The organism is Amycolatopsis iheyensis (assembly GCF_024703995.1).
Taxonomy (GTDB): Bacteria; Actinomycetota; Actinomycetes; order Mycobacteriales; family Pseudonocardiaceae; genus Amycolatopsis; species Amycolatopsis iheyensis.
In genome coordinates, this window is sequence record NZ_JAMXQV010000033.1 from 18,037 (window position 1) to 34,506 (window position 16,470).

Genomic DNA, 16,470 nt, shown 5'->3' on the forward strand with positions numbered 1-16,470 from the left:
CGGGGCTCAGACGAGGTCGTCGATCACCTTCCGGAGCACGGCCTCCAGACCCGGGCCGTCCTCGGCCAGCCGGGACGAGACGAGCAGCTGGTCTTCGGCCGGGCGCAGCCACGTCGAACCCGCGACCGAGATCTCGATGACGTTCAGCCGGAACGGGTACGCACGCCGCCCCTGCTTGACTTCGGCCTCCCGCACCAGCTGGCCGAGCCGCTCGCTCGCGACGATCTGGCGGCGGTAGAAGCCGGGCGCCCACGGCGTGCCGCCGGACGGTTCGCCCGAACCACGCAGGGCCGGGCCGCGGGCGTTCGCGAAGTGGCGCGCCGCGACCGGGCCGAAGAAGTCGGCCGCCTGCCGCACGGCCGAGCCCGGGGCGAGCGCGGGGCGGCCGTAGCGCGTGCGCGTGCCGCGCGGGTCCGGGTCTTCGCGGGTGCGGAGGAACGAGAGCAGGTCGACCCACCAGTCGGCCCACTGCGCTTGGACGGCGGCGCGGTCGATGCCGGCCGGGACGTGCACCGGGACCCGCGGCTCCACCGGCGGCAGCACCTGTCCTTCGGAAACGGACAGGGCCAGGGCGTCACGGATGTACAGCGCGACGTCGACTTCGACTTCGCTGCCCCACGCGGCTCGCCAGGATGTCGTGTTCTCTAGGTGCACGTTTCCCACGGTACGCGAGAAACGGGTGCTCACCGGGGAAAGTCGGCACGCAGAAACACCTAGCTCTGGGGCTCCCGGACCTGTTGCCAGATCAGGAAGTACGCCCGATGGACCACATGGGCGACGCGGCTCTGCGCGGGCGTGGCGCCGAACGAGGCGAAGGACCGCCACCAGCCCGCGCGCTCGAGGGCGTGCGCGGCCAGCTCCGGCCGCGGCGCGCCGGGTTTGCCGAGCTGCGCGCCGATGTCGGCGTTGCTGCCCACCCGCAGCACCTCTTCCGAGAGGTCCTCCGGCATGTCGACCGCGCCGGACGCGACCAGCGTCAGCGCTTCGAGCAGCCGCAGCTGGTGGGCTTCGGGCTTGGCGAGCAGCACCTCGATGGCGTCGTGGACGCGCTGGCGTTCGCCCGGGTCGGCGGAAGCGTGTGCGAGCGCGGTGACGGAAGCGAGGGCCGCGGCCGCCTTGATGCCGTCGGCGCGGGCGGCGAACACGATCGACAGCCGCTGCCGCACCGCTTCCAGGCCGGACGCGTCGAGCAGCGACCGCCGCAGCGCGCCGGCGGTGATCTCCGGTTCCTTGCGGATGACGTCGACGGCGTGCGAGATGCCGAACAGGTCGAGCTTCTCCAGCAGCCGCAGCCGGGTGCCCGACGGGACGTCGCACTCCCAGGTGGTGAAGATGTCCGCCGAGATCAGCATGGTCTGCAGGATGTCGTCGTCGAGCTCGGCGAGCTGCCGCAGCGCCTCGGCGTCCGCGGAGGTGAAGCCGCCGGACTCGGCCGACTCGGCGATCAGCCCGATCACCGGCAGCACGTCGGCGACGCGCGGCTTCAGCGTCGACGCCTGCTTCTCCGACAGGATCGTCGCGGCCTTCCAGACGTCCCCGCCGGCGCCCTCGACGGACTCGGGCGCGATGGTGTCGGCCTTGTTGAGCACCGCGATCGCGTTGACCGGCCCGGCTTCGCGGCTCGCGGTGGCCGCGGTGAAGGCGGCCAGCGCCTGCTGGTCGTCGGCGCGGACGCCCTGCGTGACGACGTAGAGCACGGCTTCGGCGCCGGCGACGGCGTTGCGCGAGGTGTCGTCGAGCTCGTCCGAGCCCTCTTCGTCCTCGTCGTCCTTGCGGTGCTTCGCGGCGCCCAGCAGCTGCTCGGTCCGCGACACCGAAGCGGCGTCGAGCGAGCCGAGGCCCGGGGTGTCGATGACCGTCATGCCCTGGAGGACGGCGTTGGTCAGGTACGCCTCGATGTGCGACACCGTGGTGATGTCGACGCCCAGCTCGGCCGGGATCATCCCGTCGGCGGCGAAGGGGAGCACCTGCTTGCGGCCGTCGGTGAAGACGATCTCCACTCGGTCCACCGTGCCGTACTGGAACCGGGTCACCAGCCGCGTGCACTCACCGATGTCCGTGGGCGCGACGCGGCGCCCGATCAGCGCGTTGACCAGCGTCGACTTGCCCGACTTGATCCGCCCGGCGACAGCCACCTGCAGGGGCGCGCCGAGCCGGCGCAGCACCTCGGCGAACCCGGCCGCGGTGCGCGCGGAGACCTGCGACTGCAGGCGGTGGCACAGGTTGGCCACCGACATCGACAGCGGTCCCGCGAGCCGGCCCTGCTCCGGTGAGGTCACGACCCCCAGCCCTCCCGTCATACGGACACCCCCTGAATCGTGCCATGCGCGTCATCCCGAGGTCGCACCGAAGGTGGTACCGGCGGCCGACGCGCGATCCGGAGGCCGCCACCTAATGTTGTCTGGTGCGACGGCTGAGTCTTTGGATGCGTGCCCACCCGATGGCGGGCGACACGGTGCTCGCCGTCCTGCTCGGCCTGGTCGACATGCTGCTGTTCGTCGCCGACCAGTTCGCCGAGCTGCCGGAGCTGCCGCCCTGGTACGTCGCCGTGCCGATCAACATCGCGATGGTCGCGCCGCTGGTGTTCCGCCGGAAGTCGCCGCTGTGGTCGGCCTACGTCGTGCTGGTGGTCAGCATCGTGCACGCGACGCTGATGCTCGGCGTCGGCAGCGCCGCCGGGCTGGCGATGAGCATCTACTCCGTCGTCGTCTACGCCGGGCGGCGCCAGGGGCTGGTGTTCGTCGGCGCGGTCATCGTCTCCTCGACCGTGCAGCTGGTGCTGACCCCGCCGGACGACGAGCTGGTCATCGCGATCCTGTTCCTCGCGTTCGGCATCGCCCTGTGCTGGACGCTCGGCGAGTTCGTGGGCGCGCGGCGCGCGTACGACGTGGAAGTGGAGGCCAGGTTGCACCTGCTCGAGACCGAACGGGACCAGGCCACCCGGATCGCGGTGGCGGAGGAGCGCGGGCGGATCGCGCGCGAGCTGCACGACGTCGTCGCGCACGCGGTGAGCGTCATGGTCGTGCAGGCCGACGGCGCGTCGTACGCCATCCAGAGCAACCCCGAGCTCGCCCAGCGGGCCCTGCAAACGATTTCCGAGACCGGCCGCGGCGCGCTGGGCGAGCTGCGGCGCCTCCTCGACGTCCTCCGCAGCGACGACGCGCACGGCGAGCCGCGGGTGCCGCAGCCGGACGCGCACGCCCTCGCCGACCTCGCCGAGCGGATGCGCGCGGCCGGGGTGCCGGTGGAGCTGGAGACCGACGAGCTGGGCGACCTGCCCGCCGGCGTCTCGCTGGGCGTGTACCGGATCGTCCAGGAGTCGCTGACGAACACGTTGAAGCACGCGGGCCGCGGCGCGACCGCGTCGGTGCGGGTGCACCGGACCGGCGACCTGATCGAGGTGCTGGTGTCCGACGACGGCGCCGGCCGCGTCCCCCAGCTGGCCGGTTCGCCGGGTCGGTTGCCGGGCGGCAACGGCTTGATCGGCATGCGCGAACGCGCGCACGTGTACGGCGGGACGCTCGACGTGGGCCCGGCTCCGGGCGGTGGGTGGCAGGTCCGCGCGGCCCTGCCGGTTAGGTTGGACAAGTGATCAGGGTGGTGGTCGTCGACGACCAGGAGCTGATGCGCGTCGGGTTCCGCATGGTGCTGGGCGCGCAGGCGGACATCGACGTCGTCGGCGAGGCGGGCGACGGCGCGCAGGCGGTCCGGCTGGCCGAGGAGCTGCGCCCCGACGTCGTGCTGATGGACGTCCGGATGCCGGTGCTCGACGGCGTCGAGGCGACGAAGCGGATCGTCGCCGCCGGCACCGCGCGGGTGCTCGTGATGACGACGTTCGACCTCGACGAGTACGTCTACGCGGCCCTGCAGGGCGGGGCGAGCGGCTTCCTGTTGAAAGACACCCAGCCCGACCACCTGGTGTCGGCGCTGCGCGCGGTCGCTTCGGGTGACGCGGTGGTCTCACCGTCGGTGACCCGCCGCCTGCTCGACCGCTTCGTCGGCCCCGGCGGCTCGCCGATGCGCGACACGGCCGAGCTGGACGTGCTCACCGACCGCGAGCGCGAGGTGCTCGTGCTGATCGCCAAGGGCATGTCGAACCTGGAGATCGCGGAGGCGCTGTTCCTCTCGGAGGCGACGGTGAAGACGCACGTCGGGCGGATCCTGGCGAAGCTGGAGCTGCGAGACCGGGTGCAGGCCGTGGTGCTGGCCTACGAAACCGGCCTCGCGCGCCCCGGCCTCGGCTAACGGAAGTCGTCCGGGGGTGTGGTCGCCGGGTCCTTGCCCGCGTTGCGGACTTCGGTTATCCAGCGGCCGAAGTCCGGGCGGTCGCCGTCGATGTCCGTGTAGTCGTACTCCTTCATCAGCGTCCAGGAAGCGAGCGTCTGGCCGGCGAAGCGGGCGACGTCGGGGTCTTGGGCCAGGGCCGCGACGCCGCGCGCGAGCAGGTACGGCGTCTCGGAGATCTTGAAGTCGACCGGGGCGATCTTGCCCACCGCGTCGCGCCAGTTCTCCTCGGTGACCTCGAACGCGTTCAGCATCGACTCCGACCGCAGGAAGCCCGGGGTCACCGCGAGGCCGACGCAGTCGTTCTTCTTCAGCTCCACGCCCAGCGCGCGGCCGAGCGCGCGGATGCCGCACTTGGCCAGGTAGTACGGCAAACCCGCGCCGACGTAGTCGTCGTTGTCGCCGTCGGTCACCTCGAGCACCAGGCCGCGGCGGGCGACCACCAGCGGCAGCAGCTTGTGCAGGGCGATGAGGTGGGTGTCCAAAGCGTTGTGCATCAGGTTGAGCGCGTCTTCCAGGGGCGTCTCCCAGAACGGCGCGTCGAAGTGGAAGTACATGTCGCCGCCCCAGACGTCGTCGACGAGGATGTCGATTCCGTCCACTTCGGACTCGATGCGGGCCTTCAGCGCGTCCACATCGGACTCCGACGAGAAGTCGCAGCGGACCACGACGGCCGTGCCGCCCGCCGCCTCCACCAGTTCGCCGGTCTCCTCGATCGTTTCCGGGCGCTTCATCGGTGACACCGTTTCGCGCGTGGTGCGGCCGGTGACGTACACCGTCGCGCCCGCGCGGCCCAGCTCCACCGCGATCGCCCGCCCGCAGCCCCGGGTCGCCCCGGTGACCACCGCTACCTTGCCCTTCAGACTCATGAATCCTCCCGTCCCCGCCACGCGGACAGCACCGCGTCGACGTCCTCCGCCAGCCGGTCGGCCAGCCGCCCGTGCGGCCGGATCGACCAGTCGATCGACACTCCGTTGATCACGTCGAGCACCACCCGCGCGGCCCGCGGCACGCTCGGCGCGGCCGGCAGCGAAGGCGCCGCCGCCCGCATGAGCCGTCGCAGCTCCGCTTCGACCGCCGTGAAGTGCTCGCCCAGCAGCGACCGCAGCACCGGGTCGCCGATGTCCACGCCGAGCTGGCCCAGGTGGTTCGCCGCCTCTTCGGCGTCACCGAGCACCGCGTAGACCGCCACCGCCGCCTCGCGCAGGCCGTCGACCGGGTCGGCCGCCCGCTCGGCGCACGCCCGCATCTGCTCGACGGCGCGGCTCGTGGCCCGCCGGCTCATCGCCTGCAGCAGGCCGCTCTTCGAGCCGAACCGCTGCGCGACCGTGCCGACCGAAACGCCCGCCGCATCGGCCACATGGGCGAGGGTGAAGTTCGGCCCCCGGCTGCCGGTCACGGTCTCCGCCGCCACCAGCAGCCGCTCGTCGGTGATGCTCTTCGGCCGGGCCACGGCATTATTGAACCACGGTTCATTAATTACCGCGAATCAGGGTCGCCTCAGGGTCATCACGGATCGCGCCTCGGCCGAAAAGCCAGGAAGGTACTACTCAGGTAGGGGGCGCGGTTCGGTCTCCAGGGTGACGCGCGAACCGCCCTCGACCCGCGACCATGGATGAGTCGTAAGCGAGGGGCGAAGAGGAGCAGCCATGATCGAGGCAACGGGCCTCACCAAACGGTACGGAAAGACGCTGGCGGTGAACAACCTGTCGTTCTCCGTGGCCGCGGGCAAGGTCACCGGCTTCCTCGGTCCCAACGGGGCGGGCAAGTCCACCACCATGCGCATGATCCTGGGCCTGGACAACCCGACCGGCGGCCAGGTCACCATCGGGGGCAAGAAGTACCACGACCTCAAGCAGCCGCTGCGCACCGTCGGCGCGCTGCTCGACGCGAAGTGGGTGCACCCGAACCGCTCGGCGCGCGCCCACCTGCAGTGGATGGCGAAGTCCAACCGCATCCCGGTCACCCGCGTCGACGAAGTGCTCGAGACGGTCGGCCTGACGAACGTCGCCGGCAAGCGCGCCGGCGGGTTCTCGCTCGGCATGTCGCAGCGGCTCGGCATCGCGGCCGCCCTCCTGGGCGACCCCGAGGTGCTGCTGTTCGACGAGCCGGTCAACGGCCTCGACCCGGAGGGCATCCTCTGGATCCGGAAGTTCATGCACCGGCTGGCCGAAGAGGGCCGCACGGTCTTCGTGTCGAGCCACCTGCTTTCGGAGATGGCCCTGACCGCCACCGACCTGGTGGTGATCGGCCGGGGGCAGCTGATCTCGCAGTCCTCGACCGAGGACTTCGTCTCCCGCGCGGCGGAGAACACGGTGAAGGTCCGCTCGCCGCAGCTGGCCGAGCTCCGCGACGTCCTGCAGCGCGCCAGCGCCGGGGTCACCGGCGACGCAACCGCGCTCGTGGTGTCCGGGATGGACAGCGACAAGATCGGCGAGATCGCCGCCTCGAACCGGATCGTGCTGCACGAGCTGAGCCCGCAGACCGGCTCGCTCGAGCAGGCCTTCATGCAGATCACCGGCGACTCCGTCGAGTACCACACCGGTCTCGAAGCCGAGGCGCAGCACGTGCTCGAGTCCGCCAAGTAACCCGGGGAAACCAGAATCATGAACCTGCTCGCGGTCGAACGCATCAAACTGTTCAGCACCCGCTCGCCGTGGTGGTGCGCGCTCATCACCCTGGCCCTGACCATCGGCTTCGCCGCCATCATCGCCGGCGCGACGCCGGCCGACTCGCAGCTCACGCTGCCGGCCACCCAGTTCGGCGGCTCCCAGTTCGGCATCGCCGTCGTGATGGTGCTCGCCGCGCTCGCGGTGACCACCGAATACCGCTTCAACACCATCCGCACCACGTTCCAGGCCGTGCCGCACCGCTCGCCGGCGCTGATCGCCAAGGCGGTCGTCGTCGCGCTCGTGGCGCTGGTCATCGGCGAGATCGCCGCGTTCGGCGCCCTGGGTCTGGGCATGCTGATGCGGCCGGACGACAACCTCGGCCTGCACACGTCGCAGGACTGGATGAACGTCGCGGGCCTCGGCCCGGTGTTCGCCATCAGCGCCGTGCTGGCCGTCGCGCTCGGGATCCTGATCCGGCACAGCGCCGGAGCCATCGCACTGCTGCTCATCTACTACTTGGCCGTGGAAGAGCTCGTGCAGCTGATCCCGAAGATCGGCGCCCACATCCACGAGTGGATGCCGTTCAACGTGGCGAACAAGTTCCTGCGCGGCTCGGCGGTCGTCGACGGCCCGGCGCCGTCGGACTCGCCGCTGAGCCCGGGCTGGGCCTTGGCCTACTTCGCGGGCATCGCCATCGTGTTCCTGCTCGTCGCGCTCGGGGTCGCGAAGAAGCGGGACGCATAGGGGGAACAAGGGGAAAAAGGGGAACGGGAATCCGGGTCGCGCTGTCGGGGGGCGACCCGGATTCCCGTTTCTCGGTAGGCTCCCCGGGTGATCGAAGCGAACGCGCTGACCAAGCGGTACGGCGCCACCACCGCGGTCAACGAGCTGACGTTCACCGCGCGGTCCGGCCGGGTCACCGGCTTCCTCGGGCCCAACGGCGCCGGCAAGTCCACGACCATGCGGCTCGTCCTCGGCCTCGACACGCCGGACGCCGGCACGGTGCTCGTCGACGGCGTGCCGTACCGGCAGCTGAAAGATCCACTCAGGACGGTCGGCGCGATGTTGGACGCCACCTGGCGCCACCCCGGCCGCAGCGGGCGTGACCACCTCCGCTGGCTCGCCGCCACCAACGGCATCCCCGACAAGCGCGTCGAAGAGGTGCTCGCGCTGGTCGGGCTGACCAGCGTCGGCAAGACGCGCGTCCTGCAGTACTCCCTCGGCATGCAGCAGCGGCTCGGGATCGCCGCCGCGATGCTGGGCGACCCGCGCGTGCTGCTGTTCGACGAGCCGGTGAACGGCCTCGACCCCGAGGGCATGGCCTGGATCCGGCAGCTGCTGCACGCGCTGGCCGCCGAGGGCCGGACGGTGTTCGTCTCCAGCCACCTGCTGCCCGAGATGGCGCAGACCGCGCAGGACCTGGTGGTGATCGGCCGCGGCCGGCTGATCTACCAGGGGACCATGGACGAGTTCGTCGCCCGCACGAGTGAGCACGGTGTGCGCGTGCGCACCCCGCACGCCGAAGCGCTGCGGACCGCGCTGACCGGGCAGGCCGAGTTCACCGAGACCGACGGCCTGTTCGTGGTGTCCGGAATGGACAGTGACCGGATCGGGCAGCTCGCCTTCGACGCCGGCGCGACGCTGCACGAGCTGAGCCCGATCACCGGCTCGCTCGAGCAGGCCTACCTCGACCTCACCCGCGACGCCGTCGAGTTCCCCGCGGCCGTTTCCCCGGAGGCCGCCCGATGAGCACGACCACGAACCTGCTGCGTGCCGAGCGCATCAAGCTCTTCAGCACCCGCGCGCCGTTCTGGTGCCTGGCGATCGCGCTCCTCGCGCCGCTGGGCTTCACCGCGCTGTTCTTCGCGCTGGCCGGGCCGGAGATCCCGGCGACGGTCGGCAACACCCAGCTCGCCAGCGGCAACGGCCGGACCGTGCTGGTCGTCCTCGCGATCCTCGCGACGGCGTCGGAGTTCAACTGGGGCACGATGCGGCTGACGTTCCAGGCCGTGCCGAGCCGGGTGCCCGCGCTGGTGGCGAAGGCGGTGGTCATCGCCGCGGTCGGCGCGGTGCTCGGGCTCGTCGTCGGCTTCGGCTCGTGGGGCCTGGCGACGCTCGTGCAGCCGGACGCCGACCTCGCGCTGCACTCGGGCGCCGACTGGCGCTCGGTGCTCGGCCAGAGCCTGGTCTTCCTGCTCTGCGCGGTGGCCGGCATCGGCGTCGCGCTGCTGCTGCGCAGTGTCGCCTTCGGCCTGACGGCGGTGCTCGTGTGGACGCAGGTGCTCGAAGGCGTGGTCATCTTCATCCCCGGCGCCGGCAAGCACATCTACCAGTGGATGCCGTTCCACGCGGCCGACGAGTTCGTCGGCGCCGGCGGCGGGTTCGCCACCGGTGCGCTGCAGCTGCCGCCGGCGCCGCTCGGCCCGTGGGGCTACCTCGGTTACTTCGCGGCGATCAGCGTTGCCCTGTTCGTGGCCGGGGTGCTCGTCACGGCACGGCGCGACGCCTGAGCGTGACCGCAGTCTCATTACTGCAAAAAACTGCGTTAAGAGAAGATGAAGAGCCTGTGGCTTCTCTCACAGCCACCGGACATACTGCTATGACCAGGCAATATTCGTAAGAGAGCGCACCGGAACCGTCTGAGCTCCCCCCTGGAGGTGAATCTTGACGGTCGACACCGGGCAAGAATTGGGTGGCACGATTCCCCGAGCTCGCGTCGAAGACGACGCGCCCCGGCTCGAACCCATGCTGGACCTCGAATGGTCGCGGGCGATCGAGCTCCCGCAGGCCGCGATGACGGCGGTGACCCCCGCGGAACTCCGCCGCGCGTGGGTGCACCGCGCCCCCGAAGACCGCGTCCTCGCCCTGTTCCGCGCCTCGGCCGGGATGGCCGGGCCGGTGCCCGCGCCGTGGTGGCTGCGGGCGGTGGCCGACGGGACCCTCGATTCCCGGGAACAGGGTTTCCGCGTCGAAGATCGCATCGCACAACTGCTCGGCAGGCGGCCGGGCTGGGAATTCGTCCCGTGGGCCGCCGACGGCGAATCCGGGTACTGGGAGTTCATGCCGTCCGAACGCGGGAAATCGGGGCACGCGATTCCCACGACGGTGATGAACACCGACCGGCACCCCGGCTGGATCGACGTCCTGCCCGCGCACTCGGGGGCGACGCCGGACCCGATCGCCATCGCCGGGCTGGCGGGACTGCGGTCGCGTCTCGGGGAGCTCGAAGCCGTTCGTTAACCTCGGTGGGTGGAGAACGAAGACCAGCCCCGGTTGCGCAGCGTCGTCAGTTACGTGAAGCGCGGTGGCCGGATGACCGTCGGGCAGCAGCGCGCGTGGGACGAACTGTGGCCGGAAGTGGGCCGCACCGTCGGCGAGCTGCCCGCGGGGAAGCTGGACTTCACCGAGTGGTTCGGCCGCGAGGCGCCGGTGCTGATCGAGATCGGCTCCGGCATGGGCGAGACGACGTCGCAGCTGGCCGCCGCGGCCCCCGAGCTGAACTACGTCGCGGTCGAGGTCTACGACCCGGGCCTCGGCCAGCTGATGCTGCGTGCCGAAAAGCTGGGTGTCGAGAACCTGCGGCTGCTGCACGGTGACGCCGTCATCCTGCTGACCGAGCACGTCGAGCCGGACTCGCTGCACGGCGTCCGGCTGTTCTTCCCGGACCCGTGGCCGAAGAAGAAGCACCACAAGCGGCGGATCGTGTCGCCGTCGTTCGCCGCGCTCGTGGCGTCGCGGCTGGCGCCCGGCGGCACGTTCCACCTGGCGACCGACTGGGAGAACTACGCCGAGCAGATGCTGGAGGTCTGCTCGGCCGAGCCGGCGCTGAAGAACCGGTACTCCGACGAACCAGGCGGCTGGGCGCCGCGGCCGGAGTGGCGGCCGGTGACCAAGTTCGAGCAGCGCGCGGACGTCGAAGGCCGCGTCTCACACGACTTGATCTTCGAGAAGCGGTAGGAGTTCGCCCCTCCCCCGACAGAGGGGCGAACTTCCTCCCTACTCGTCGGCCAGCGGCTCCGCTTGCACCCGCTTGAGCGCGGGAGTGCAGACCGACGCGCCGAGCAGGGCCACCCCGACCCCGAGCACCACCGGCGCCAGGATCCACGGGCTGAGCACGATGCCCCGCTCGTCGACCATGCTGAACAACCCAACACCGACGAGCACCCCGACGATTCCCGCGCCGATGGTCGCGACCAGCGCGGGCAGCGCGGCCTCCATCCGCAGCGCCCTGGCCAGCACCCGCACCGGCGTGCCCGCGGCCATCAGCGCCCCGAACGTCCGGCGGCGGTCCATCACCGAGCCCGCGGTCGCGACCGCGGCACTGCAGCCGGCCAGGATCCCCGCCGCGACCAGCCCGATCACCGTGACGCGGCGCAGGTCGCCGAGCTCGGTCTGCTGGTTGAACAGGTGCTGGTCCCGGCTGCCGATCTCCTCGCCGGCGGCCGGTCCGGCCAGCGCCGTCCGGACGATCTCGCGGTTCGCGTCGGTGGTCGGCGCGACCACGGTGACGTACTTCGGCGTGAAGCCGTCCGGCAGCGCGGCCGGGTCGATGATCGACGTCGTCGACAGGTCGGAGTCACTCGGGCGGACCGCTTCCGCCCGCGTCCCCGACTTGACCGGTGACGCCTGCCCTTCCCAGTTGTCGGTGACCTTGAACTGCGCCAGGTCGAGCGCCGTTTCACCGAAAACGGCCGGCCCACCCGTGCAGTTGTCCGCGGTGAGCCCGAACCGGGTGAGCTGGACCGCGTCCGCGCAGGTCATCACCAGCGCGCGGTGGCCGGTGCGGCTGTTGCCCTCGCCCTGGACGAGGTAGACCTCGCCGACCGCGACCGCCTTCTCGGACTGCCCGTACTTCCGCAGCGACGCGTTGGCCTGCTCGACGATCTTGCTCGCGTGCTGGCCGTCGGTGTCGACGTAGAGCGCGGAGTCGACGAACGACCGCCCACCGCCGGCCATCGACTCGAAGGTCGGCAGCAGCGTCAGGGCCATCGACCCGGCGAACACCGCGAGCACGATCCCGGCCGAAGAGCGGTAGGCGCTCTTCGGGTCGTCACGCAGGCGACGGCCGGCCAGCAGCGAAGACGGCCGCCGCCAGATCCGGACGAACGTGCCGCCCACCGCCGACGTCACCCACGGCCCGACGATCGCGGCCGAGCCGACCAGCAGGAACAGGCCCGCCATGACCATCGTGATGCCGCCGGAGTCCTTCGCCGTCGTCACCGCGACGAGGAAGAACAGCCCGGCCGCGGGCAGGGCCAGCAGCCGCCACCAGTGCAGTGGCTTCTTCGTGTGGCCGCCGGTCGCGAAGAGCGGGTTCTTGAGCACGCGGCGCAGGCCGAGAATGCCGGCCAGTACCACGAGCACCGGGATGGCCAGGACGATGAACACCACCAGGCCGATCGGCAGCGTGAAGTCCGACGCGAGCCAGGTGCCGCCGGCCCAGGGCACGAACGACGCGAGGCCGTGCAGGGCCGGGCTGATCAGCAGGCCGAGCACCGCGCCGATGCCCGCGGACAACGTCGTCTCGGCGGCCACCATGTTCGTGACCTGCCCCGGCGTCGCCCCGGCCAGCCGGAGCGCGGCGAGCCGCCGCTCGCGCCGGGCCGCGGTCAGCCGTGCCGAAGACGCGACGAGCACCAGGCTCGGCACCAGCAGCACGATGATCCCGACCCAGGACAGCAGCATGAGCATGCCGTCGGGCTGGGCCTTGCCGCTGGGGAACGCTGTCAGCGGGTAGGCGTTCTCGGACATCTGGTCCGGCGTGTGCCCGGTGAGGGCGACGAGCTGCTCCGGGAAGCGGAGGCCGTCTTCGCCGAGGGAGCCGACGGGTTTGCCGAACCGGTCGCCGAGCCGCTCGGCCGGGTTGGCCTGCAGCAGCCGGCCGAGCGCGGGCGACACGACCGTCTCGCCGGGCCCCGGCAGCTGCGGCACCCCCGGCGGCAGCTGGATCGAACCCGGGGTCGCGCCGCCGGTCAGGGCGACGTCGACGCGGACGATCTCCTTGCCGTCGAAGTAGTCCTTCGACGAGTCGAGCAGCAGCTTGGCCGGGCCGTCGGCGCGGCTGCTGTAGAGCTGCGCGCCCTGCCAGAGGGCACGCTGCTCGCGGTTCTGCGTGGCGAACGGCAGCGTCGCCAGCAACAGCACCAGCCCGGTCGCGACGGCCACCCCGACCGCGGTGAGGATCGCCGACGTCCGGGTCCGCCGGTCGACCTTCAGCACCCGCAGGGCGATCTGGAGCGAGTTCACGCCGCCAGCCTCGTCGCGATCAGCCCGTCGCGGATGGCGACGGTCTTCGGCATGGACTCGGCGAGCTCACGGTCGTGGGTCACCACGATCACCGCGGCGCCCGTTTCGTGGGCGGCGCCGAGCAGGGCGTCCATCGTGTCGCGGCCGGTGCGCGTGTCGAGCGCGCCGGTCGGCTCGTCGGCGAAGATCACCTTCGGCCGGTGGGTCAGGGCGCGGGCGATCGCGACGCGCTGGGCCTCGCCGCCGGACAGCTCGCCGGGGCGGCGCTTCTCCTTGCCGGCCAAGCCGAGACGCGAGAGCCACTGGCGGCCGGCCTCGATGGCTTCCTTGCGGCCGAGCCCCGCCAGCAGCGACGGCAACGCGACGTTCTCTTCGGCCGACAGCTCCGCGACCAGCATCCCCGACTGGAAGACGAAGCCGAACTCGGTGCGGCGCAGCTCGCTGCGCTTCTTCTCGCCGAGGTGGTCGATCCGCTGCCCGGCCAGGAAGATCTGCCCGTCGTCGGCCTTGAGGATGCCGGCCAGGACGTGCAGCAGCGACGTCTTGCCCGAGCCCGACGGCCCGACGATGGCGACGGCGTCCCGCGGCTGGATGTCGATGTCGATGCCGGCCAGGGCGTACTGCGCGCCGTAGCGCTTCACGAGCCCGCGACCGGAGAGCACCGGCCCATTCGTCCACTGTGGAGTGTTCGGGTCCACCACGTTCTCCCTGTCGGTTCGGATCTTGACGCCGATGAGCTTCGCCGAGACCAGGGGGTGTCCACTTCGGGCAGACGGCCAGTCACGCCCGGCGTCGCATCGGCCGATCGGCCGAGGGAGGGCGAGCCACTCGGCCAAGGTGCGGACGGCCGGGAATCCTCTAACGTCACGTTGTGACCGCCGCGCCCCCGCCGAAAACGCTCTACGCACGCACCGCCGCTCTGGTGCGGCGCATCGGCGTGCCCTCGGCCGTCCTGCTCGCCGCGCTGCTGTTCGACATCGTCTTCACCACGCAGGCCGCGCTCGACGACAGCGGGCCGCGGTTCGTGGACTTCGGGCTGCTGCCCGGCATGTTCGCGATGACGGCGTGCGCGCTCTGGGCGCAGAAGCGCGCCGCCGTCGCCGGCACGGTCGGCGCGGGTGTGCTGGTGTTCTCCACCCTCTTCATCCACGCGTTCCACATCCCGCCGTACTCCAGCGTGCTGCCGAAGGTGACGATCACCGAGGTCGTCGCGGGCGTGCTGATGGTCTACTACGTGGCCCGCCGGGCGCGCGCGGGCGTGGCGTTCTGCGTGGTCAGCGTCCTCGTCGTGGGCGGACTCGTCGCGGTCTTCGGCCGGTACGCCGGGGTCAGCTCGATCGACGGCGGTACCGGCACCCAGGCGTTGCTGGTCGGGCTGGTGCTGCTGGCCGCCGCGGTGACGCCCGCGATCGCGGCCCGGGACCGGAGCCCGCGCGCGGACCCGAGCAAGCGGCGGCTGCGCAAGCTGAACGAGCTGGCCATGGGCCAGTGGGTGCTGATGGGTGTGCTCGGGATCGGGCTGCTCATCGAGTTCGGCTACACCTACGACAGCGGCGCGCTCGGGTTCCCGGTGCTGACCTGCTCGGTCGTCGCCGCCGTCGTCGCGGCCCTGTCACCACGACGGCCCGCGGACGCCATGCTCGTCCTCGCCGCCGTCCTGCTGCTGTCGGCGATCGTCACCCCGTTCCTGCACCTGCGCTACGGCTACCCGATGCCGACCGGGGTGCCGTTCGTGCAGGTCGTCGCCGGGGTGGGCGCGGTGGTGAACCTGACCAGGGCCCGCGGGCTGAGCGAGTCGTGGCCGCGGATCGGCGTGCTCGCCGCCGTTGTCGCGCTCGCCGCGATCCTCAACTCCAACCGGCGCGGCGGCCTGCAGACCGACCCGCAGGTCCTCGCCACCATGGCGGTCCCCGCGGCGCTCCTGCTCGGCATCGCGATCGCCACCGGCCTGATGCTGCGCTCGCGGGACTCCGAGCGCACCACGGTGGTCCGGTCGGCGGTGTCCGACGCGCAGACCGCCGAACGGATGGCGCTGGCCCGCGAGCTGCACGACGTCGTCGCCCACCACGTCACCGGCATCGTCGTGCAGGCCCAGGCCGCGCGGATGATGGCCGAGCAGAAACCGGAGGTCGCGGTCGAGGCGATGGCGCGGATCGAGAACGCCGGCGTCGAGGCGCTCGCGGCGATGCGGCGGCTGGTCCGCTCGATGCGCGGCGATGCGCCGGCCGGGTCCAGCGAGTTCAGCGAGCAGGCGACCACGGATCTCGGCGCCGACCTGCGGAAGCTCGTCGAAGGCGCCAACCACGGCGTGCCGACGTCGATGCACCTCGACCTGCCGCCGGACCTGCCGCACGAGGTCGGCCGCTCGGCGCTGCGGCTGGTCCAGGAGTCGCTGACGAACGTCGGCAAGCACGCCTCGGACGCGACCGACGCGTTCGTCCTCGCCGAGGTGAAGGGCGCCGAACTGCACCTGCGGGTGACGGACAACGGCAGTGAGCCGACGCGACGGCCCGCGGGCGGGTCGGGCGGTTACGGTCTGGTCGGCATGCGCGAACGCGTCGCGCTGCTCAAGGGCCGGCTCTCGGCCGGGCGGGGCCCGGACGGCGGCTGGCGGGTCGAAGCGTGGCTGCCACTGGCCGCCGGGGAAGGGGACGAGTGATCCGGGTACTGATCGCCGACGACCAGGAGATGGTGCGGATGGGGTTCCGCATGATCCTGGACGCGCAGGACGACATCGAGGTCGTCGCCGACGTCGCGGACGGCGTCTCGGCGGTGTCGAAGGCCCGCGAGCTGCGCCCGGACGTCTGCCTGCTCGACATCCGCATGCCGGGCCTCGACGGCCTCGAAGTCACCCGGCAGCTGGCCGGGCCGGACGTGGCCGACCCGCTCAAGGTCGTCGTCGTCACGACGTTCGACCTCGACGAGTACGTGCACACGGCGTTGCGCAACGGCGCCCACGGCTTCCTGCTGAAGGACGCGGGCCCGGCCCTGCTGATCGAGGCGGTCCGCGCGGCCGACCGCGGCGACGCGCTGGTGTCGCCGCAGATCACCATCCGGCTGCTCAAGCACTTCGACGGCGGCTCGCCCCGCACGCAGGCCGCGCCGCCTTCCGAGCCGCTGACCGCGCGCGAGATGGACGTGGTCCAGGCGGCGGCGCGCGGGCTGACGAACACCGAGATCGGCGCGGAGCTGTTCCTGTCGCTGTCCACGGTGAAGACGCACCTGGCGTCGGTGCAGGGCAAGATCGGCGCGCGCAACCGCGTGGAGATCGCGGCGTGGGCGTGGCGGAGCGGAGTCGTTTCGTAATTCAGGGTGCGTAGTATCCAGA

At 71.6% G+C, this 16,470-nt stretch carries 16 protein-coding genes; 10 read left to right on the forward strand and 6 right to left on the reverse strand.

Going from position 1 to position 16,470, the window contains the following annotated elements:
• Positions 1-6: 6 nt before the first annotated feature.
• On the reverse strand, positions 7-654 hold the full coding sequence (locus M8542_RS42335) for a hypothetical protein (protein ID WP_257926035.1): 648 nt from the start codon (positions 652-654) through the stop codon (positions 7-9).
• Between the two features lie 59 nt (positions 655-713).
• Positions 714-2,300: a dynamin family protein gene (locus M8542_RS42340; RefSeq protein WP_257926036.1), complete on the reverse strand. Its 1,587-nt coding sequence runs from the start codon at positions 2,298-2,300 to the stop codon at positions 714-716.
• Positions 2,301-2,425: 125 nt separating this feature from the next.
• Here M8542_RS42340 and M8542_RS42345 point away from each other — a divergent pair, with 125 nt between their 5' ends.
• Together M8542_RS42345 and M8542_RS42350 are read left to right on the forward strand one after the other, a co-directional pair.
• Entirely contained in the window at positions 2,426-3,592 is a 1,167-nt protein-coding gene (locus tag M8542_RS42345) for a sensor histidine kinase (protein WP_443643090.1), read from the forward strand.
• The gene (locus M8542_RS42350; RefSeq protein WP_257926037.1) at positions 3,589-4,245 is read left to right on the forward strand and encodes a response regulator; all 657 of its coding nucleotides are present in this window, start codon (positions 3,589-3,591) and stop codon (positions 4,243-4,245) included. Before M8542_RS42345 ends, M8542_RS42350 begins: the two co-directional genes overlap by 4 nt.
• On the opposite strand, the gene M8542_RS42355 is transcribed toward M8542_RS42350, so the two are convergent.
• Together M8542_RS42355 and M8542_RS42360 are read right to left on the reverse strand one after the other, a co-directional pair.
• Entirely contained in the window at positions 4,242-5,153 is a 912-nt protein-coding gene (locus M8542_RS42355) for an SDR family NAD(P)-dependent oxidoreductase (protein ID WP_257926038.1), read from the reverse strand. The two genes, M8542_RS42350 and M8542_RS42355, sit on opposite strands and share 4 nt — an antisense overlap.
• On the reverse strand, positions 5,150-5,737 hold the full coding sequence (locus M8542_RS42360; RefSeq protein ID WP_257926039.1) for a TetR family transcriptional regulator: 588 nt from the start codon (positions 5,735-5,737) through the stop codon (positions 5,150-5,152). The genes M8542_RS42355 and M8542_RS42360 overlap by 4 nt, the downstream gene beginning before the upstream one ends.
• Before the next feature lie 196 nt (positions 5,738-5,933).
• On the opposite strand from M8542_RS42360, the gene M8542_RS42365 reads away from it, so the two are divergent.
• The 6 genes from M8542_RS42365 to trmB all read left to right on the forward strand — a co-directional run bounded on the left by M8542_RS42365 (position 5,934) and on the right by trmB (position 10,853).
• Positions 5,934-6,872: an ABC transporter ATP-binding protein gene (locus tag M8542_RS42365; RefSeq protein ID WP_257926040.1), complete on the forward strand. Its 939-nt coding sequence runs from the start codon at positions 5,934-5,936 to the stop codon at positions 6,870-6,872.
• A gap of 18 nt (positions 6,873-6,890) precedes the next feature.
• On the forward strand, positions 6,891-7,640 hold the full coding sequence (locus M8542_RS42370; protein WP_257926041.1) for an ABC transporter permease: 750 nt from the start codon (positions 6,891-6,893) through the stop codon (positions 7,638-7,640).
• A gap of 87 nt (positions 7,641-7,727) precedes the next feature.
• Positions 7,728-8,645, forward strand: a complete 918-nt coding sequence (locus tag M8542_RS42375) for an ABC transporter ATP-binding protein (protein WP_257926042.1) — start codon at positions 7,728-7,730, stop codon at positions 8,643-8,645.
• Positions 8,642-9,406 carry a hypothetical protein gene (locus tag M8542_RS42380; protein WP_257926043.1) on the forward strand — a complete coding sequence of 255 codons (765 nt, stop codon included), beginning with the start codon at positions 8,642-8,644 and terminating at the stop codon, positions 9,404-9,406. The genes M8542_RS42375 and M8542_RS42380 overlap by 4 nt, the downstream gene beginning before the upstream one ends.
• A gap of 178 nt (positions 9,407-9,584) precedes the next feature.
• Positions 9,585-10,136 carry a hypothetical protein gene (locus tag M8542_RS42385; RefSeq protein ID WP_257926117.1) on the forward strand — a complete coding sequence of 184 codons (552 nt, stop codon included), beginning with the start codon at positions 9,585-9,587 and terminating at the stop codon, positions 10,134-10,136.
• A 9-nt stretch (positions 10,137-10,145) separates the two neighbouring features.
• The gene (trmB, locus tag M8542_RS42390; RefSeq protein ID WP_257926044.1) at positions 10,146-10,853 is read left to right on the forward strand and encodes a tRNA (guanosine(46)-N7)-methyltransferase TrmB; all 708 of its coding nucleotides are present in this window, start codon (positions 10,146-10,148) and stop codon (positions 10,851-10,853) included.
• A gap of 39 nt (positions 10,854-10,892) precedes the next feature.
• Here the strand turns inward: trmB and M8542_RS42395 are convergent, their stop codons facing one another.
• Together M8542_RS42395 and M8542_RS42400 are read right to left on the reverse strand one after the other, a co-directional pair.
• On the reverse strand, positions 10,893-13,142 hold the full coding sequence (locus M8542_RS42395) for an FtsX-like permease family protein (protein ID WP_257926045.1): 2,250 nt from the start codon (positions 13,140-13,142) through the stop codon (positions 10,893-10,895).
• The gene (locus M8542_RS42400; protein WP_257926046.1) at positions 13,139-13,840 is read right to left on the reverse strand and encodes an ABC transporter ATP-binding protein; all 702 of its coding nucleotides are present in this window, start codon (positions 13,838-13,840) and stop codon (positions 13,139-13,141) included. The genes M8542_RS42395 and M8542_RS42400 overlap by 4 nt, the downstream gene beginning before the upstream one ends.
• A 173-nt stretch (positions 13,841-14,013) precedes the next feature.
• On the opposite strand from M8542_RS42400, the gene M8542_RS42405 reads away from it, so the two are divergent.
• Both M8542_RS42405 and M8542_RS42410 read left to right on the forward strand, forming a co-directional pair.
• Positions 14,014-15,801 carry a sensor histidine kinase gene (locus M8542_RS42405; protein ID WP_257926047.1) on the forward strand — a complete coding sequence of 596 codons (1,788 nt, stop codon included), beginning with the start codon at positions 14,014-14,016 and terminating at the stop codon, positions 15,799-15,801.
• Entirely contained in the window at positions 15,798-16,448 is a 651-nt protein-coding gene (locus M8542_RS42410) for a response regulator transcription factor (protein WP_257926048.1), read from the forward strand. The genes M8542_RS42405 and M8542_RS42410 overlap by 4 nt, the downstream gene beginning before the upstream one ends.
• Positions 16,449-16,470: the final 22 nt, after the last annotated feature.

Coding starts and splice junctions, on each gene's coding strand:
- M8542_RS42355 (WP_257926038.1), bottom strand. CDS start 5,153: ATGAGTCTGAAGGGCAAGGTAGCGGTGGTCACCGGGGCGACCCGGGGC.
- M8542_RS42345 (WP_443643090.1), top strand. CDS start 2,426: ATGCGTGCCCACCCGATGGCGGGCGACACGGTGCTCGCCGTCCTGCTC.
- M8542_RS42380 (WP_257926043.1), top strand. CDS start 8,642: ATGAGCACGACCACGAACCTGCTGCGTGCCGAGCGCATCAAGCTCTTC.
- M8542_RS42370 (WP_257926041.1), top strand. CDS start 6,891: ATGAACCTGCTCGCGGTCGAACGCATCAAACTGTTCAGCACCCGCTCG.
- M8542_RS42365 (WP_257926040.1), top strand. CDS start 5,934: ATGATCGAGGCAACGGGCCTCACCAAACGGTACGGAAAGACGCTGGCG.
- M8542_RS42340 (WP_257926036.1), bottom strand. CDS start 2,300: ATGACGGGAGGGCTGGGGGTCGTGACCTCACCGGAGCAGGGCCGGCTC.